The sequence below is a fragment of the Klebsiella sp. AqSCr genome (assembly GCF_008452795.1).
Classification (GTDB): Bacteria; Pseudomonadota; Gammaproteobacteria; order Enterobacterales; family Enterobacteriaceae; genus Klebsiella; species Klebsiella pneumoniae.
On the sequence record NZ_MJDM01000005.1, the window covers coordinates 496,205 to 512,193 of the forward strand.

The 15,989-nt window shown below is 54.0% G+C and carries 17 protein-coding genes; 10 read left to right on the plus strand and 7 right to left on the minus strand.

Features of this window, described 5'->3' with window-relative positions; all coding sequences use genetic code 11:
• Positions 1–26: 26 nt before the first annotated feature.
• The gene (locus tag BHE81_RS06235; RefSeq protein ID WP_004213032.1) at positions 27–899 is read left to right on the plus strand and encodes a PfkB family carbohydrate kinase; all 873 of its coding nucleotides are present in this window, start codon (positions 27–29) and stop codon (positions 897–899) included.
• Position 900: 1 nt separating this feature from the next.
• Here BHE81_RS06235 and BHE81_RS06240 read toward each other — a convergent pair whose 3' ends face one another.
• The gene (locus BHE81_RS06240) at positions 901–1,854 is read right to left on the minus strand and encodes a substrate-binding domain-containing protein (RefSeq protein WP_110246673.1); all 954 of its coding nucleotides are present in this window, start codon (positions 1,852–1,854) and stop codon (positions 901–903) included.
• A 345-nt stretch (positions 1,855–2,199) separates the two neighbouring features.
• Between BHE81_RS06240 and BHE81_RS06245 the strand changes: the two genes are divergently transcribed.
• The 7 genes from BHE81_RS06245 to BHE81_RS06275 all read left to right on the plus strand — a co-directional run bounded on the left by BHE81_RS06245 (position 2,200) and on the right by BHE81_RS06275 (position 8,905).
• The gene (locus tag BHE81_RS06245; RefSeq protein ID WP_004176158.1) at positions 2,200–3,222 is read left to right on the plus strand and encodes a LacI family DNA-binding transcriptional regulator; all 1,023 of its coding nucleotides are present in this window, start codon (positions 2,200–2,202) and stop codon (positions 3,220–3,222) included.
• Between the two features lie 380 nt (positions 3,223–3,602).
• Positions 3,603–4,349 carry an ATP-binding cassette domain-containing protein gene (locus tag BHE81_RS06250; RefSeq protein ID WP_004198552.1) on the plus strand — a complete coding sequence of 249 codons (747 nt, stop codon included), beginning with the start codon at positions 3,603–3,605 and terminating at the stop codon, positions 4,347–4,349.
• Positions 4,350–4,367: 18 nt separating this feature from the next.
• Positions 4,368–5,369, plus strand: coding sequence for an ABC transporter permease (locus BHE81_RS06255; RefSeq protein ID WP_023301922.1), 1,002 nt, complete (start codon positions 4,368–4,370; stop codon positions 5,367–5,369).
• 3 nt (positions 5,370–5,372) lie between these two features.
• Complete coding sequence (locus BHE81_RS06260) at positions 5,373–6,452, plus strand: phosphotriesterase family protein (RefSeq protein ID WP_004176149.1); 1,080 nt, start codon at positions 5,373–5,375, stop codon at positions 6,450–6,452.
• 14 nt (positions 6,453–6,466) lie between these two features.
• On the plus strand, positions 6,467–7,222 hold the full coding sequence (locus tag BHE81_RS06265) for a glutamine amidotransferase (RefSeq protein WP_002904983.1): 756 nt from the start codon (positions 6,467–6,469) through the stop codon (positions 7,220–7,222).
• On the plus strand, positions 7,222–8,364 hold the full coding sequence (locus BHE81_RS06270) for a M20 family metallopeptidase (protein WP_032737772.1): 1,143 nt from the start codon (positions 7,222–7,224) through the stop codon (positions 8,362–8,364). The genes BHE81_RS06265 and BHE81_RS06270 overlap by 1 nt, the downstream gene beginning before the upstream one ends.
• 112 nt (positions 8,365–8,476) lie before the next feature.
• Positions 8,477–8,905 carry a cell envelope integrity protein TolA gene (locus BHE81_RS06275; protein WP_004179900.1) on the plus strand — a complete coding sequence of 143 codons (429 nt, stop codon included), beginning with the start codon at positions 8,477–8,479 and terminating at the stop codon, positions 8,903–8,905.
• A gap of 104 nt (positions 8,906–9,009) precedes the next feature.
• On the opposite strand, the gene ahlK is transcribed toward BHE81_RS06275, so the two are convergent.
• Entirely contained in the window at positions 9,010–9,804 is a 795-nt protein-coding gene (ahlK, locus tag BHE81_RS06280; protein WP_004218740.1) for an N-acyl homoserine lactonase AhlK, read from the minus strand.
• A gap of 160 nt (positions 9,805–9,964) precedes the next feature.
• Between ahlK and BHE81_RS06285 the strand changes: the two genes are divergently transcribed.
• Positions 9,965–10,852, plus strand: coding sequence for a LysR family transcriptional regulator (locus BHE81_RS06285; RefSeq protein WP_073545661.1), 888 nt, complete (start codon positions 9,965–9,967; stop codon positions 10,850–10,852).
• Positions 10,853–10,893: 41 nt separating this feature from the next.
• On the opposite strand, the gene BHE81_RS06290 is transcribed toward BHE81_RS06285, so the two are convergent.
• The gene (locus BHE81_RS06290) at positions 10,894–11,796 is read right to left on the minus strand and encodes a LysR family transcriptional regulator (protein ID WP_004176143.1); all 903 of its coding nucleotides are present in this window, start codon (positions 11,794–11,796) and stop codon (positions 10,894–10,896) included.
• Between the two features lie 103 nt (positions 11,797–11,899).
• Between BHE81_RS06290 and BHE81_RS06295 the strand changes: the two genes are divergently transcribed.
• Positions 11,900–13,108 (plus strand): MFS transporter, encoded by a 1,209-nt coding sequence (locus tag BHE81_RS06295; RefSeq protein ID WP_023342800.1) that lies wholly within the window; start codon positions 11,900–11,902, stop codon positions 13,106–13,108.
• A gap of 57 nt (positions 13,109–13,165) precedes the next feature.
• Here the strand turns inward: BHE81_RS06295 and BHE81_RS06300 are convergent, their stop codons facing one another.
• From BHE81_RS06300 to BHE81_RS06315, 4 genes are all read right to left on the minus strand, one after another.
• Positions 13,166–13,786, minus strand: a complete 621-nt coding sequence (locus tag BHE81_RS06300) for a LysE family translocator (RefSeq protein WP_023341571.1) — start codon at positions 13,784–13,786, stop codon at positions 13,166–13,168.
• 205 nt (positions 13,787–13,991) lie between these two features.
• Positions 13,992–15,098, minus strand: a complete 1,107-nt coding sequence (locus BHE81_RS06305) for a PTS fructose transporter subunit IIC (RefSeq protein WP_004224873.1) — start codon at positions 15,096–15,098, stop codon at positions 13,992–13,994.
• A gap of 42 nt (positions 15,099–15,140) precedes the next feature.
• Positions 15,141–15,452: a PTS fructose transporter subunit IIB gene (locus BHE81_RS06310; RefSeq protein WP_004176139.1), complete on the minus strand. Its 312-nt coding sequence runs from the start codon at positions 15,450–15,452 to the stop codon at positions 15,141–15,143.
• 56 nt (positions 15,453–15,508) lie between these two features.
• On the minus strand, positions 15,509–15,979 hold the full coding sequence (locus BHE81_RS06315; RefSeq protein WP_002905131.1) for a PTS sugar transporter subunit IIA: 471 nt from the start codon (positions 15,977–15,979) through the stop codon (positions 15,509–15,511).
• Between the last annotated feature and the right edge of the window lie 10 nt (positions 15,980–15,989).

Below are 15,989 nucleotides of genomic sequence, written 5' to 3' on the forward strand. Positions count from 1 at the left end.
CTTATCCATCCTGTTAAGGGAACACTATGCGTGTTTACGTTACTGGTAATATTACCGTAGATGAAACCTGGTCCATTCCGGATATACCGAAAAAAGGAGCCTCCATTCACGGCGTTAAAGTGTCGCAGGATATCGGCGGTAAAGGCGCGAACCAGGCGATTATATTATCCCGCTGCGGAATAGAGACGCGTTTAATTGCCGCCACGGGAAATGACAGCAACGGCGCGTGGATCCGCCAGCAGATAAAAAATGAACCACTGACGCTACTACCCGACGGCCATTTCAATCAACATAGCGATACCTCGATTATTTTAAATAGCGCTGATGGCGACAACGCCATCATTACCACTACGGCGGCGGCCGATACATTCAGCCTGGATGAAATGATTCCGCATATGGCGGATGCCGTCGCTGGCGATATTCTGCTACAGCAGGGCAATTTCTCCCTCGATAAAACGCGGGCGCTGTTCCAGTACGCCAGAAGCCGCGGCATGACGACGGTATTCAACCCCTCACCTGTCAATCCTGACTTTTGCCATCTGTGGCCCCTCATCGACATCGCGGTGGTCAATGAATCCGAGGCCGAGTTGCTCCAGCCATACGGGGTGAAAACCTTAGTGATTACCCAGGGCGCCGCAGGCGCCTGGCTGGTCCAGGAGGGCCAGCGTCAGTTTTGTCCCGCCGTGCCCGCCGAGGCGCTTGATACTACCGGCGCGGGCGACACGTTCCTCGCCGTCATGTTGGCCTCCGCCCTGCTGCGCGGCGTCGCGCCGGATGCGCTGGCGCTGGCGCACGCCAGTCGCGCTGCCGCCATTACGGTTAGCCGCCGGGGGACGCTCAGCGCGTTTCCCGGCAGCCGTGAGCTCGCCGCCCTGTTAACCACGGACGGGGCGCGCTGACCTACTTAAACAGCGGACGGTATGAATCGACGTTCGCTTTGGTTACCACCGTCGCCGGAACCAGAATGGTTTTCGGCACGGTTTTACCCAACGTGATGCTGTTCAGCGCATTCAGGGCTTCGGCGCCCATCTTTTCCGGGTCCTGCTGCAGTACGGCGGTGACGTAGCCGCCGTCAATACCGGAAATCGCCTTCGCCGTCAGATCCCAGCCAAAGACTTTAATATCCTTCTGCCGCCCCTGGTTTTCTACGGCGGCGATAGCGCCGAGCAGCGCGGGTTCGCCGGTGGCATAAATCGCTGTCATATCCGGATTACCGGTGATCAGGTTTTCCGCCGCGGTCATCGCTTTATCCTGCACATTCTGCCCGTCGACCACGTTAGCGATAGTAATCTTCGGATTGCTTTTCAGCGTCTCTTCGAACCCTTTCTGCCGCTGGTTCTGAATGGCCGAATTCAGCGCGCCGACTATACCCAGTCGCGCCTGGCCGCCCATCTCTTTCTGCACGTAGTCCACGAAGTATTGACCGATAATTCTGCCGCCTTCAATATTATCAACGCCGACCTGAGCTGCCTGTGGCCCGGCCGGTAATACGGCATCAATCGCAATCACCGGAATGTTTGCGGCGGCGGCTTCTTTAACCGCTGGCATGATCCCGTTAACGTCGATAGCAGCAACCAGAATGCCTTTAACGCCTTGCTGAATATAGTTTTCTATCGCGTCGTTTTGCGCCACGGGATTATCGTTAGAGTTAAAAATAACTAAATCCTTGCCACTGGCTTTGGCCGCATCTTGTGCGCCTTTATTCATCAGATTAAAGAACAGCGCCTGTTGGTTGATTTGTACCAGCGCATAAGTCGGACCGGCAGCGCTGGCGGCAGAAATAAAACTCATTGATGCCAGCATGGTCGTGGCGACAGCAAGTAAACGCAGTTTTCCGGTGTGAAATAACATCATCAGTATCCTCGTCGGGAATAGTTGATAGCCAGCAGAGTTCCGCGCCGCATGCGAACGCAGAAGGATTATTTTTTTGGCGGGCAAATATCGTCTATATCGCCAGAACAATCATTGAACGTTCGGCGGATACCTGCTTAATGTCATCCCGGCAACCGGTCCGTGTCGGTGCGCGACTGGAATAACTTAAACGGGGTTGGGAATGACTTCCCGGATAATGCGGTAAACTGCCTATACAATTCTCTGCTGATTAAAATTTGTCAAGCATTTATTTTTGGTGATTGTTCGCAGAGAAATTGCTGTATCCACCGCGCTTAACTATGTTACAGATAGCCGATTCTGGCAGAAATGGCGCAGGAAATGAGTATAAAACGTGTATTGTTATCCGATGTGGCAAAGCTGGCCGGGCTGTCGAAGGCGACCCTGTCGCGCTATATGAACAACAGTATTGTGCTGCCGCAGGACACCATCGACCGCATCGAAACCGCCATTCGCGAACTGGACTATCGCGGCAATAGCCTGGCACGCCGTCTTAGCAAAGGCGGCAGCGAAACGCTTGGCCTGGTGCTTCCCGATATTACCAACCCCTTCTTTGCCGAACTGGCCGACGCAGCCGAAGAGGCCGCTTCTGCCAGCGGCTACAGCCTGGTGCTGTGTATCACCCGCAACAACCCGGAAAAAGAGTGCCAGTTCATTCGCTGGCTGGATACCTGCCAGGTCGACGGTCTGCTGTTCACCACCAACCGCCCCGATAATGGCCTGCTGCGCAAGGAAGTCCAGCGTCACGAACGGATTGTCCTGCTGGATGAAGATATTCCCGGCAGTAAGGTACCGAAAGTGTTTGCCGATAACGTCCAGGGTGGGCGGATCGCCACCGAAAAACTGATCGCCGCCGGGCATCGCCATATCGCTTTCGTCGGTGGCCCGGACAAGCTGATGAGCGTCCGCGAGCGCTATCAGGGCTTTTGCACCGCGATGGAGCAAGCGGGCCTGAGCTGGCCGCCCGAATGGGTGATGTATGGCGACTACCAGCGCGAGTTTGGCCAGCAAGCGTTGCGGTACCTGTTCAGCCAACAGGTTCGCCCTACCGCCGTCTTCGCTGCCAGCGACTATCTGGTGCTCGGTCTGCTCGACGGCTTGCGCGCCAGTGGGCTCCAGGCGCCAGAGGCGCTATCGTTAGTGGGCTTCGATGACGCCAACTATGCCGATTTTACCCAGCCGCGGATCTCCACTATCCGTCAGCCCGCCCGCGAACTGGGCCGCACTGCGGTGAACATCATGATGCGCCTGCTAAACGACGATCCGGATATCCCTGCGGAAACCCGCCTGCCGGTTGAATGGATTGGCCGCGACTCGATCAAGATTTGTTAAGCCCGTCCCAAAATGGCGCAAAAGCGCCCGCTTTTGGCGCAAAAAACGATCAATTAACAATTTATTCACTATAATCAGTAAACCGGTTTACCGGATTGTATTCAATTAAGTGTATTGAATACATAAGGTTAAGTTACAGGGCTGCTGTGTGGTTACTGCCCTGGCACGGATGCTGCAATGTTCTTACTGGCGAACAAATATCTTACATAGCGTTTGTCCTGACTGCACTGGCGAGTGCTCTGGTCCGCAGGTAAACCGGTTTACTAGGTTGTAAACCGTGTCGGATAGAGTCTCTCCCGCAGGATGGCGAACATTTTCCCGGCCACAGCGATGGGAGTTATCAGATGCAGCAGCCACAAACTACCCCGCCAAGGGTAGAGATGATCAATATCACCAAGACCTACGGGTCGATACGCTCATTGCGCGGAGTCAACCTTGAGCTGGCCCCGGGCGAAGTGCTGGGCTTAGTGGGCGATAACGGCGCGGGGAAATCCACCTTGACCAAAGTGCTCTCTGGCGCGGTGATCCCCTCCAGCGGCACGATTCGTATCGACGGTGAACAGCAACAGTTTACGAATCCGGCCGATTCACGCCGTTGCCATATCGAGATGGTCTACCAGGATCTGTCGCTCTGTGACACGGTCGATGTCGCGGGCAATCTGTTTATGGGCCGTGAGCCGATGAAATCGGTCCTCGGCATCCCCTTTCTCGACGAGGCCAAAATGCACGCCGATGCCAGAGAGATGCTTAAAGGGCTCGGGATCTCCATTCCGGATACCCGGCTGCTGGTGCGAAATCTCTCCGGCGGCCAGCGCCAGGCTATAGCCATCGCCCGCGCCGCGGCCTTTGACCCGAAAGTGCTGATTATGGATGAACCCACCGCCGCGCTGGCCGTCGCGGAAGTTGAAGCGGTTCTGGAGCTCATTCGCCGCGTTTCCGCTCGCGGGGTGAGCGTGATTCTGATTACCCACCGCCTGCAGGACCTGTTCCTGGTCTGCGACCGGATCATGGTGATGTATGAAGGTACCAACGTCGCCGACAGACGGGTGTCCGACACCAGCCTGAGCGATATCGTTAACCTGATTGTGGGCGAAAAATTCACCGCCCGCTCTGCGGCAGCACATTGAGGTAACAGGATGAGTATCATGAATTTAAGCAGCTCACGCATGATCCAGCATTCGCTGCCGCGCCGCCTGCTGCATAACCATTCAGGCGTAGTCAGCATCGCGCTCTTTTTCGTCTTCTGCTGCGTGGTGTTTTCGCTGATCACCAGCAACTTTCTCACCGGCACCAACTGGCTCAACATTATCCGTCAGAGCGCCCCGCTGCTGATCGTCGCGACGGCAATGACTCTGATCATTACCACCGGCGGTATCGATCTGTCGGTAGGCTCCACCCTGGCGCTGGTCGGCGCGCTCTCCGCTATCGCCCTGAATAGCTGGGGTCTGCCGTGGCCGGTGGTACTCCTCGGCGGCTTGCTGCTAGGCGGATTCGTTGGCGCCATCAACGGCTTCTTTATTGCCTATGAAGGCATTCCGGCGTTTATCGTCACGCTCGCCACCCTGGCCGTAGTTCGCGGCATCGCGCTGCTGGTCACCCAAGGCTACTCGATTCCGGTGCCGGCTGACAGCCTGTTTACCTTTATCGGACGCGCGTGGGTCGTCGGGATCCCCATGCCCGCACTGCTCGGCATTCTGATTCTGCTGATCGGGCATATCGTTCTCAACCATATGCGCTTTGGCCGCTACGTGACCGCCATCGGCGCTAACGCCGAAGGCGCGCGGCGCAGCGGCATTAACACCAAAGCGGTCACCATGAAGGTCTATATCATCAGCGGAATGGCCGCCGCGCTGGCGGGGATGATCATTACCGCACGCCTCGGCAGCGGCTCCTCCAACCAGGGCGAAGGCTTTGAACTGCAGGTCATTGCTGCCGTTGTGCTAGGCAGCACCAGTCTGTTTGGCGGCTTCGGAACTATTATTGGCACGCTGCTGGGCGCACTGTCGATTGCGGTCATTCAGAACGGGCTGATCCTGTCGCATATTTCGCCGTTTTACACCCAGATAGCCACCGGCACCATTATCCTGCTGGCTATCTGGCTGAACACCCGCATTCTCAACCCGACGCGCTCCGCGGCAAAAGGATAGCTGATGAAAGGATCAATTTTTCGCCATCCCTCCCCGCTGCCGGTTGGCGTTAGCAGCGGTTATGTAATGACTGTGCTTGGCCCACTGCCGATTAACGAAATGGGCGTTACTCTGATGCATGAGCATATTCTGCTGGATGCCTCCGGCAAATGGGTGCCGCCCTGCTGCTGCAGCGATCGCCATCTTGCCGAAATGCCGGTGAAAATGGAAAACCTTGGCGAACTGTCGCTCAACCCGCTGATGAGCCGCGATAACTGTCAGCTGTTTGATGTCGACGTTGCGATTGACGAGCTGACTAAATATCGCGCCCTTGGCGGAGAAACGGTAGTCGACCCGACCAATATCGGCATTGGCCGCGATCCGAAAGCGCTGGCGCGCATCGCGCGGCTGACCGGTCTGAACATCATTATGGGTACCGGGCTCTATCTGGAACCTTCGCACCCTGAGTGGGTAAAAATCAGCAGCGTCGAACAGCTGACCGAACGGCTGATTTACGATCTTGGCGGCGCGGAGGAGAAACCGGAGGTGCTCGCCGGGCTCATCGGCGAAATCGGTATCTCCAGCCGCTTTACGCCGGATGAGGAGAAATCCCTGCGTGCTGCGGGTCGGGCCAGCGCCGCGACCGGCGTGCCGATCGAGGTCCATCTGCCCGGCTGGGAGCGGCTGGGCCATCGGGTGCTGGATATTCTCGAGCAGGAAGGCGCCGATTTACGCCATACCGTGCTGTGCCATATGAATCCCAGCTTTGCCGATAAGCGCTACCAGCGCGAACTGGCGCAGCGCGGGGCGTTTCTCGAATACGACATGATTGGCATGAGCTATTACTACGCCGACGAGTCGGCGCAGTCGCCCTCCGACGAGGAGAACGCCCGCGCGATCCGCGAGCTGATTGACGACGGCTACATCCAGCAAATTCTGCTGTCGCAGGACGTCTTCCTGAAAACCATGCTCACCCGCTACGGCGGCCACGGTTATGGCTACATACTCAAGCATTTTGTTCCCCGTCTGCGGCGCCACGGCGTCAGCGGCGAACAACTTGAAACCTTAATGATTGGAAACCCCCAGCGGGTCTTTGGCGGATAAAAGGAAACGTCATCATGCAGAAAAAAATCTTACTTGTCGGTGAGTCCTGGACCAGCACGTCAACGCACGTTAAAGGCTTCGACCAGTTTGCCACCGCCACCTGGCACACCGGTGCAACGGACTTTCTGGCCGCGCTCGCCGACAGTCCCTATGCCATTACCTATATGCCCGCCCACGCGGCGGCGACCGACTTTCCGCTGACGCTGGAAGCGCTGCAGGAGTGGGATGCGATTATTCTCTCGGACATTGGCGCCAATACGCTGCTGCTGCATCCGGACACCTGGCTGAAGAGCCGCCGAACCGCCAACCGTTTAACGCTCCTGCATGATTACGTGGCCGGCGGGGGGGCGCTGATGATGATCGGCGGCTATTACAGCTTCCAGGGAATCAACGGCGGCGCGCGCTACCGCCATACCGAGGTGGAGAAAGTGCTGCCGGTACGCTGCCTGGCCTGGGACGATCGCATTGAAACCCCGGAAGGCTGCTATGCCGAAGTGACGGAGTCTCACCCCCTGTTTAACGATATTCCGGGCGAATGGCCGTGGCTGCTGGGCTATAACGAAGTTGAAATGCACCCGGAAGGCAAACTGCTGGCGACCGTGGCCGGTACCGGTCATCCGCTGTTGGCTGTTCGTGAATATCAGCAGGGACGCTCGCTGGTGTGGACCAGCGACATGTCGGCGCACTGGCTGCCGGAAGAGTTTGCCAAATGGCCCGGCTATCGCCAGCTGTGGATTAACTGCCTCGACTGGCTGACGGAACGCCGCTGATGACCGCGACTCTTGAGCTCGCCCGGCAGCTGCTGGGCTTTAACACCATCAACCCGCCGGGCTGCGAAGCCGACTGCATGCGGTTCTTCGCCGACTGGCTTGATGATAGCGGTTTTGAGGTTTCGCTGTCGTCGTTCGGCGAAGGACGCTGCAATCTTATCGCCAGCCTGCCCGGGGCGAAGAGCGGTAAACCGCTGGCCTTTACCGGACATCTGGATACCGTCCCGCTGGGAAATGCCCGCTGGCAGTACGATCCTTTCGGCTCGCAGATGGAAGACGGGCGTCTTTATGGCCGCGGATCCAGCGATATGAAAGCGGCGATAGCGGCGTTTGCCGTCGCCTGCGTTCATCAGCAGGAAGCGATCCTCGCCGGACGCGGCGCGGTATTGCTGATAACCGGCGGAGAAGAGACCGGCTGCGACGGCGCGCGGGCGCTGATCGCCTCCGCAACGTTGCCGGAGGTGGGCGCGCTGATCGTCGGTGAACCCACCGCCAACTATCCGGTTATCGGCCATAAAGGCGCGCTCTGGCTACGCTGCGAAACGCGGGGGAAAACCGCCCACGGCGCGATGCCGGAGCTGGGGATCAATGCTATTTATCTTGCGGCGGATGCGTTGGGTAAGATTCAGCATTTTTCGCCAGGCGCGCCGCATCCGCTAATGAAGCAACCCACCCTCAACGTCGGACGCATAGAAGGCGGACTCAATATTAATTCCGTACCGGACCGCACGCGTTTTGATGTCGATATCCGCAGCGCGCCCAATTTACAGCACGCCACTATCCGGGAGCGCTTGACGACGCTGCTTGGCGAAAGCGTCACCGTCTCCACGCTGGTCGACCTGCCCGCCGTCCTCAGCCGGGAGGATCATGCGTGGATTAAGCAGGTTTATCAACGCTGTCAGCCGCTGCACGCTGAGCCGATTGCGCCGCGCGTGGTGCCCTACTTTACCGACGCCTCGCTGCTGCTGCCTGCATTGGGCGATCCGCCCTGTATTATTCTCGGCCCCGGCGAGCCGTCGATGGCGCATCAAACCGACGAATACTGCCTGCTCAGCCGACTAGCGGAGGCCGAACAGCTATACGGTGACATCATTCGCGACTGGATGGCATCACCGCCCGCGACGAAAGTAAAAAATGAGTGACACTGTCACTGAAAGCGCGTACCATGCAATTCAGCGTTTGAATAATATCGCGGAATAACAGAGGATAACCGCCTCGTACACGACGGTATCACCACCAGCAAGGAGGCTTAGCATGTCCGTGAAAACCAACGCTGTGCTCGTTTGCACCCTCTCTTTACTCCTTTCCGCCTGCTCGGGTCGTGCTTCTGCGCCGGGCAGCGCCGAAGACGCTAAAATATCGGCTGAAGTGGATAAGATACTTCGCGATTATCAAACGGGTTCCGATACTTCACCCCAGGCCAATGCCTCACGCTATCTGGCACGGATCCAGGCGGCTATCTTCGCTAACATAGACCAGCCGGCCTCCTGGCAAGGGCAAAAATGCTCGGTGCGCTTTATGCTGCAGCGTGACGGGACGGTGCAGGATCCAACGGTCGAGAGCGGCGATCGGCCATTCTGCGCGCAGGTGATGTCCGCGCTGAAAAAAGCCAACATCCCGCCCGCGCCGGACGAAAAAACCTATCAAACCTTCAGTCATGTCGTGCTGGACGTGAAGCCCTGAGCTTGCCCGCAGAAATGGCCCCGGCCATCACCAGGGCCATTTCGAACAAGATAAGCTGACAGCCCTGCTTAACAGACGCTTTTTGGCGATCAGCGAGGAATGATTCAATAGTAACAGGCTGGCGCAAGCCTGTTTTTTTTCCATTCTTCAGGATCGTGGCCGGGTATGAATACCGCATGATATCGCTCGGTAAGCTGACGCAGCTTTCGCACAGACTGAGCGACATCAGTAGCAGACGTCATTAGCCCCGGGAGCGCCTTCTCATGGTAATGATCTAAGGTATAAGCCGCATCAATCGCTAGCGTAAAATTTGTACCACCCGGTAAGCGGATAAGAAAAGATTGATGGCCCGGTGAATGCCCTGGGGTGAAAATACATTGTAACGTGCCATCACCGTAAAGGTCATAGTGATCATCGGACAACCCGTTCAGAAATAGCCAGTTAAGTTGGGGACGATCGAAATCGCGTCGGCAATAGGCTCCCGAAGTAAACCAGTCAGGGGCAAAGGCATATTCATACTCTTGCCTCTGGACAACATGCGTAGCATGGGGGAAGCGACCAATTGCTCCCGTATGATCAGAGTGCAAATGGGACAGGACCACATAGCGGATATCCTCAGGAGCAATGCCAATCCTCTTAAGTTGTTCCACGCAACCCTGTTCTTCTGACATCACCGGTTTAAACTGCTCTACAGCACTTCCCCAATAACCGCTGGGATCTTTCAATCCTTCGACAGCCAGACCGCCGTCAATCAGCGTAAACCCATCCGGATGGGTCAGCAGAAACCAGGGGACAGGGATCTCATAATGCTCTCCCACGCCCTGATTCATCCGGATATGCTGATATCGACAATGCTGTGTTCCTGACTGGAACATGAAAAGCTTTATCTCTGGCATCATTATTTTCCACCAATAAATCAATTAAATAGATTGAAATTTAGCCTGACTCAGGCCTTGAGTCTGGATTTTTCATCATTTCGCAGTAAAGCAGTAGATACCTGTCCCCACTTACATTTATCGGTAAAGCCAATATAATTGGTGAATGGATCTCTTCTCAGCAATGCGCATATTTATCAGGGTGGTTGAACGGGGCAGCATGTCGGCTGCAGCCCGCGATCTCGGTATTGTCCAGCCCGCCGTGAGTGAAAGAATAGAAAAACTGGAAGCTCATCTTGGGACACGTTTGCTTAGGCGCAACACGCGTAACATGTCTCTAACGCAAAGCGGTAACGTGTTTTATGAGCGAAGCAAAACGGCCGTTCAGGCGGCAGAGCATGCTCTTTCTGTGAATGAGGAAAATCAGGGGCTGCAAGGCAAAATCCGTATTGCCGCGCCCTATTCCGCCGGAGAAAGCCTGCTGATGCCTGCATTGTTGCAGCTTCAGAACGAGCATCCGGAGCTACAGGTCGATGTCATTTTTAACGACCGCGTCATCAATCCCGTCACCGAGGGGGTCGATTTATCGCTGAGATTAGGTGATGTCTCCGAAGGTTTTTTTGTCGCACGCCCGCTTGGCACCGTGCGCAGAGTGTTACTCGCCTCTCCGGCTCTGCTGGCGAAAATGGGTCATCCTGACACGCCGGATGCGCTGACAGATTATCCATTTGCTGCTGTTTCCGGTGTATTCGCCAGTAATCGCATTCAATTGGTCGCTTCCGAAGATCAACTCATTAATGTTCCCGTCAATATTCAATTTCAGTCCACGCACTGGCGGAGTGTCCTCTCCTGGTTATTAGCGGGACATGCCATTGGTGTTTTGCAAAGTCCGGTTTGCAGAAAAGAAATGGCAGACGGCGCGCTCATCCCCCTCTTAAGCCACTATCCGATCCCGCCATTTAGTGCCTGGTTGCTCCATCCACCAGCTGGGATGATGTCGTATGAAACGCGAATTTGTGCCTCCCTGCTGGAGGGCTATATCAGAGATTTGTTGCTTGAGCCGGCCGGCTGAATAAAACAGCGCTGCCCTGGCGCGCTGAAGATGGCCTCTTGTTAATGACTCAATCTCTGATGCATGAAATCAATAAGCGCTCTTGTTTTTGCCGGCAAGTAACGCCGATCTGAATACAGAGCGAACAATTGCAAGGGGGCTGCCGATTGTTCAAATTCAATCTCGATTAACCGCCCATCATCAATATAGGGTTGGCAGGCTTGTTTCGACAGGATGGCAAAACCGACACCTGAGATGGCCGCTCGCCCTGCCATCTCTCCGCTGTTGACCCGATAACGACCGTTAACCTTGATCGTCTCGAATCCGCCCTTTTTATTCACAAACTGCCAGGGAGCGCCTTTAAGCGCATTCACCGTTGTAATACAGGGTAACTCTTCAAATTGCTGTATTCGAGAAGGCGTGCCATAACGCTGGATGACGGAGGGGGCCGCAACGATGGTGCAAGGGATCGTCACCAGATGACGGGCGATGTAGTCACTGTCATCCATCTGACCACGGCTAACAATGACAGCTAAATCCAGATCATCTCGCAGGGATTCATAACCCGACAAATTTGTGACGCAACTCATCTCCAGATCCGGATGCTGACAGGCGAAATCAGCAACAACAGAGCCCAGCAATACAGGACCGATTTCATTGGGAATACAGATACGTAATGGCCCCTTGAATTGCATTTGTCGCAACGTTAATTCGGTTTCAGTTTGCTCAAGTGCTTCCAGTAATGGCTTCGCCCGGGTATAGAGTAGATGCCCAGCCTGTGTGAGCTTCATATGTCGGGTACTGCGCTCAATGAGCTGAAGGTTCAGTTTGTCTTCTAACTGAGAAATGCAACGGCTCACATTTGATGTCGGCATTTCCAGGGCTTTCGATGCCCCGACAAAACTGTCTCTTTCCACCACAGCAATGAAGATTTTCAGCGCATTAAAGTCAAGAACTGGCCGCATCAACTATCCCACATATGATAATAATGAGTGCCATTTTTACCATCTAATCGACAAGTTTGATAGCAGTTAAGCTAGGATATCTTTCATCCACAGGTCGCTTGCTATGCCACTGGTCACCACAACATTTAATCAAAAGACGCTCATTCGGATTGCTATGGTAATCGCTTTTGTCCAGTTTACTAATGCGCTGGAATATATGATGTTCAGCCCTGTTTTTACATTTATGGCTGCAGATTTCGCTGTTCCCGTCACCTTCTCAGGCTATGTATCCGGTATGTACACATCTGGAGCCGTCCTGTCGGGAATTATCGCCTTTTACTGGATTGATCGTTGCAATAAGAAGCATTTTTTAATCGCTAATATGGTACTGCTAGCCATGGCGACACTGTTGACGACATTCACTACCAGTTTTCCTCTTCTTCTTACATTGCGCTTCTTCGCAGGACTGGTTGGCGGTACGACAATGGCTGTGGGGATCACTATTTTGATAAACCACACACCGGCTGACTTGCGCGGAAAAATGTTGGCGACGGTGATTGCGTCATTTTCGATGGTCAGCATCGTGGGGATGCCCGCTGTACTATTTTTGTGTACTCATTACGGTTGGCATGTCGCGTTGTGGTTAATTTGTACACTGTGTTGGTTGGCATTGCCACTGATCGTCTCCATCATCCCTCAGGATCCCGTCACTTTCGACACGTCCCACGCGCTGCCCCTCGATGTAGATACTTTACTGTTTGCTTCCGGTAATGCGCTGGTACAGTTTAGTCCAATGCTGATCATTCCTGTCCTGGCGCCATTAATGACGCAGCTGTTGGGGGCTTCTCAAGGTCTGCTGCCCTGGTTGTTCTTCGGCGGGGGCCTGGCGGGGTATCTGTCTACCAGAATGACAGGCGCATTAACCTCTCGTGTTTCTGCTTTGAGTTTGGCGACCGGGTCGACCCTCGTTTTTATCCTGAGCTTACTGATACCCCTGATGGGCTATCCGCATCCAGCGCTATTTATTACGTTATTTCTCGGCGCAGCTTACAGTCGTCTGGTGTCATCGTCGGCGGTGACGATTCAGTTTCCTGATAACAAGCAACGAGCGGGATTCTCTTCATTACAGACATCCATGATGTATCTGATGACGACTGCCGCATTTTTCCTGTCTGCTTTTTTGTTACCCGACCATCGCATGGCGCTACAAAATATGGATACGCTGTTGGCGGTATGTGCAATTACCGCATCAGGAACCCCAATTATTGTCATCGTTTTGCAAAAGAAACTGGCTAAGCGTTCGTTCGAGCCCGATCGTTTCACCACTGAGTAGTACTCCACGGGTTGCTCATTTTTTAAGGCAAAAACAGGGGCATACGCCCCTGCGTGACTACCGCCGACTCATGGCCAGCTTCGCGGCAAACAACAGAAACAGGCAGCCGGTCGTTCGGTCCATCCATTTCACTACGGCTGGTTTTTTCAGGATGCCTGCGGCATAGCGAGTGGCGGTAATCAGCGTTAACGACCACAGCGTACCAATCAATACATGGATAGCGACCAGGAGAAAAGTCCAGCTCACGGGTGAATGCCCGGCGGGGATAAACTGGGGTAAAAACGAAACGTAGAAGACGCCCATTTTGGGGTTAAGCACATTCCCTAGCATCCCACGCAGGAACCAGTTACTCGTGGAATCTGATTCGGCCGGGTGGGTGTTAAATTGCTGGCGTGGTCGCAGGAGCAACTGGATGCCCAGCCAGCAAAGGTATCCTGCTCCGCACCATTTCAATAAGGTATAAGCCAACTCAGAAACCGCCAGTAGCGCACCTAAACCAAAGGCCACCAGCGCGCCCCAGATAAAGCACCCGAGATCGATGCCTAACGCGGCATGCAAGGCTTTGCGTCCCCCTTCAGCAGTCGCCGTGCGGAGAATAAGAGCAGTATCAAGACCTGGCGTCAGGGTAAGCAGTGTAGCAGCGAGGGTGTAAGCAAGAAGTGAATCAGTGACGAGCATTTCCTGTCTCCGAAAGAGACAAGGCTACTGAAGGGTTCACATTTTTGCAACAAGATTATTTCCCCTGATCTTCTGCTTACCCTGCTCCATTTTTCTTCGGGGATGACAGATGCAAAGAGTAGCCCATGACTAAGTAATGCTTAGTCATGGGCTGATGTTCTTACAGGAAGAGCTTAATGTTGATTTAAAATAACCCTGGGATACGTTAGCTCACTTTAATATCATCCAGGTCGATATCCTCTTCTTCGTAATCATTATCAACAATCACGTCGCGAGGGATATCTTTTTTGATGACGGCATAGACCGTGGCGGTAACAACGATATTCACCAGCAGGGCCATGATGCCTGCCATCGGATGTGACATCGTGGGGATCATCAGTACTCCGCCAAAAGGAACCGTCGCATCCGCACCATAGACCATGGTGACCGCCCCGCCGCACGCGCCGCCGATAGCCGCCGCCGCGATACCGCGCACAATATCATTCATGACGATCGGGATAGAACCCTCAACGATATTCACAATCCCCATCGGAACCGCTGATTTTAAGGTTTCTACTTCTTCACGGTTATAGATATTTTTACGCAGCAGTTTGGCAATAAAGAAAGCCAGGCCAAATCCGATAGGCGTAGCGGTGTTAACTAACTGAAGTGCGGTAATGGGTTCATTTATCCCCTGCGCCTGCAGGGTCAGCACGAAAGCAAAGCATGTCTTATTCAGCGGGCCGCCAAAGTCAATGATACACAATGCGCCTATGACTGCGCCTAACACCAAATTCGAAGACGTGCCCATGCTTCTCAGGAAAGACGTAAGCGCTTCCGTAAAGATACCGATAGGCGTACCGATGATATAGACCATAATCAGGCAGCTGATAATGGAGGCAAAAAAGGGAACGATCAGCGTCGGCATCAACCCGCGGGCCCAGTCAGGCACCTTGACGTTTTTAATGATCGCCAGCGCAATATACCCCGCAATATAGCCACCAATCATCCCACCGATAAAGCCTGCGCTTATAGTATTCGCCGCCAGCCCGACGACAAATCCTGGCGCGATGCCTGGTTTGCCGGCAATCGAGCCAGATATTCCCACGGCAATCACCACCGGCAACAGCCCAAGCGCCTTGGCGCCCAGGGTGGCCATCGCCTGCCATACATCAAATTGTCCCGGAGTTAACGTGTCCTGCACCGTTCCGCCAAGCCCCATACCGATGGCGATAATAAACCCAGAACCACAGACAATGGGGATCAGAAACGAGATAGCGGTCAGCAGATGTCCTTTAGGGTTTGCTGCTTGCCATATTTGTTTTAGAGACATAAGTCACGCCCTTTAATGTAGAGTCGCCAGGCCGAAATAAAATTATGAATTGACTATTTCACTGAGTTTTTCAATCAACTTATTGGGGGATTTGACTGCCGTTTCCGTCGCGACTTTAACGACTTTCTTGCCGGCAAATCTCTCCTCGCCCGTTACTTTGACATCGGCAGCAAGCAGGACAATATCTGCTGCGGCAATCTCATCAGCGGTTAACGGGTTCTCAATGCCGATGGTTCCTTGCGTCTCGATTTTAACGTTATGTCCGGCTTTTTTAGCCGCAGTTTCAATTTTCTTTTGCGCAATATAGGTATGTGCAATCCCCACCGTGCAGGCGGTAACGCCGACAATATTCATAATGTTTCTCCGTTAATTAATTTAATAAATTACAAATCGATATTAGCAAGTTGGTATTAAGCATCGGCGTTTTCAGTTTCTGAATTGAAAAGCGCAATGATTTTATGTGGATCAGATTCAACAAGTAATTTAGCGATAATGTCTTCATCCGCCAGTGACCCAGACACTTGTGCCAACAGGCGAATATGGGTGGCATTTTGATCCACCAGGCAAACCGCAAATAAAATAACACAGCGGACGTCGCTGCCATCCATGGTCTCCCAGGGAATGGCATGTTGCGTGCGTCCGATGGCTAATGCGGTACGGGAAACACCGGAAGATTTACCATGTGGAATAGCGATATGGTTTTCAAAGCCGGTAGAGCCTAGCTCCTCGCGTAACCAGACATCACGAATAAAATCTTCCTTATTGGTGACGGCGCCATCCTGGATAAGTAAATCGGTGAGTTCTTCTATCACCTCTTCTTTGGTTCTGGCGGTCATATTTAACTTGATGTTTTTAACATTAAGCACTGTCGAAATATCCATGGTTCACCCG

Coding starts and splice junctions, on each gene's coding strand:
- BHE81_RS06300 (WP_023341571.1), bottom strand. CDS start 13,786: ATGCTCGTCACTGATTCACTTCTTGCTTACACCCTCGCTGCTACACTG.
- BHE81_RS06315 (WP_002905131.1), bottom strand. CDS start 15,979: ATGGATATTTCGACAGTGCTTAATGTTAAAAACATCAAGTTAAATATG.
- BHE81_RS06270 (WP_032737772.1), top strand. CDS start 7,222: ATGACCGCGACTCTTGAGCTCGCCCGGCAGCTGCTGGGCTTTAACACC.
- ahlK (WP_004218740.1), bottom strand. CDS start 9,804: ATGATGCCAGAGATAAAGCTTTTCATGTTCCAGTCAGGAACACAGCAT.
- BHE81_RS06285 (WP_073545661.1), top strand. CDS start 9,965: ATGCGCATATTTATCAGGGTGGTTGAACGGGGCAGCATGTCGGCTGCA.
- BHE81_RS06245 (WP_004176158.1), top strand. CDS start 2,200: ATGGCGCAGGAAATGAGTATAAAACGTGTATTGTTATCCGATGTGGCA.
- BHE81_RS06295 (WP_023342800.1), top strand. CDS start 11,900: ATGCCACTGGTCACCACAACATTTAATCAAAAGACGCTCATTCGGATT.
- BHE81_RS06250 (WP_004198552.1), top strand. CDS start 3,603: ATGATCAATATCACCAAGACCTACGGGTCGATACGCTCATTGCGCGGA.
- BHE81_RS06240 (WP_110246673.1), bottom strand. CDS start 1,854: ATGATGTTATTTCACACCGGAAAACTGCGTTTACTTGCTGTCGCCACG.
- BHE81_RS06310 (WP_004176139.1), bottom strand. CDS start 15,452: ATGAATATTGTCGGCGTTACCGCCTGCACGGTGGGGATTGCACATACC.
- BHE81_RS06305 (WP_004224873.1), bottom strand. CDS start 15,098: ATGTCTCTAAAACAAATATGGCAAGCAGCAAACCCTAAAGGACATCTG.
- BHE81_RS06255 (WP_023301922.1), top strand. CDS start 4,368: ATGAATTTAAGCAGCTCACGCATGATCCAGCATTCGCTGCCGCGCCGC.
- BHE81_RS06235 (WP_004213032.1), top strand. CDS start 27: ATGCGTGTTTACGTTACTGGTAATATTACCGTAGATGAAACCTGGTCC.
- BHE81_RS06275 (WP_004179900.1), top strand. CDS start 8,477: ATGTCCGTGAAAACCAACGCTGTGCTCGTTTGCACCCTCTCTTTACTC.
- BHE81_RS06265 (WP_002904983.1), top strand. CDS start 6,467: ATGCAGAAAAAAATCTTACTTGTCGGTGAGTCCTGGACCAGCACGTCA.
- BHE81_RS06260 (WP_004176149.1), top strand. CDS start 5,373: ATGAAAGGATCAATTTTTCGCCATCCCTCCCCGCTGCCGGTTGGCGTT.
- BHE81_RS06290 (WP_004176143.1), bottom strand. CDS start 11,796: ATGCGGCCAGTTCTTGACTTTAATGCGCTGAAAATCTTCATTGCTGTG.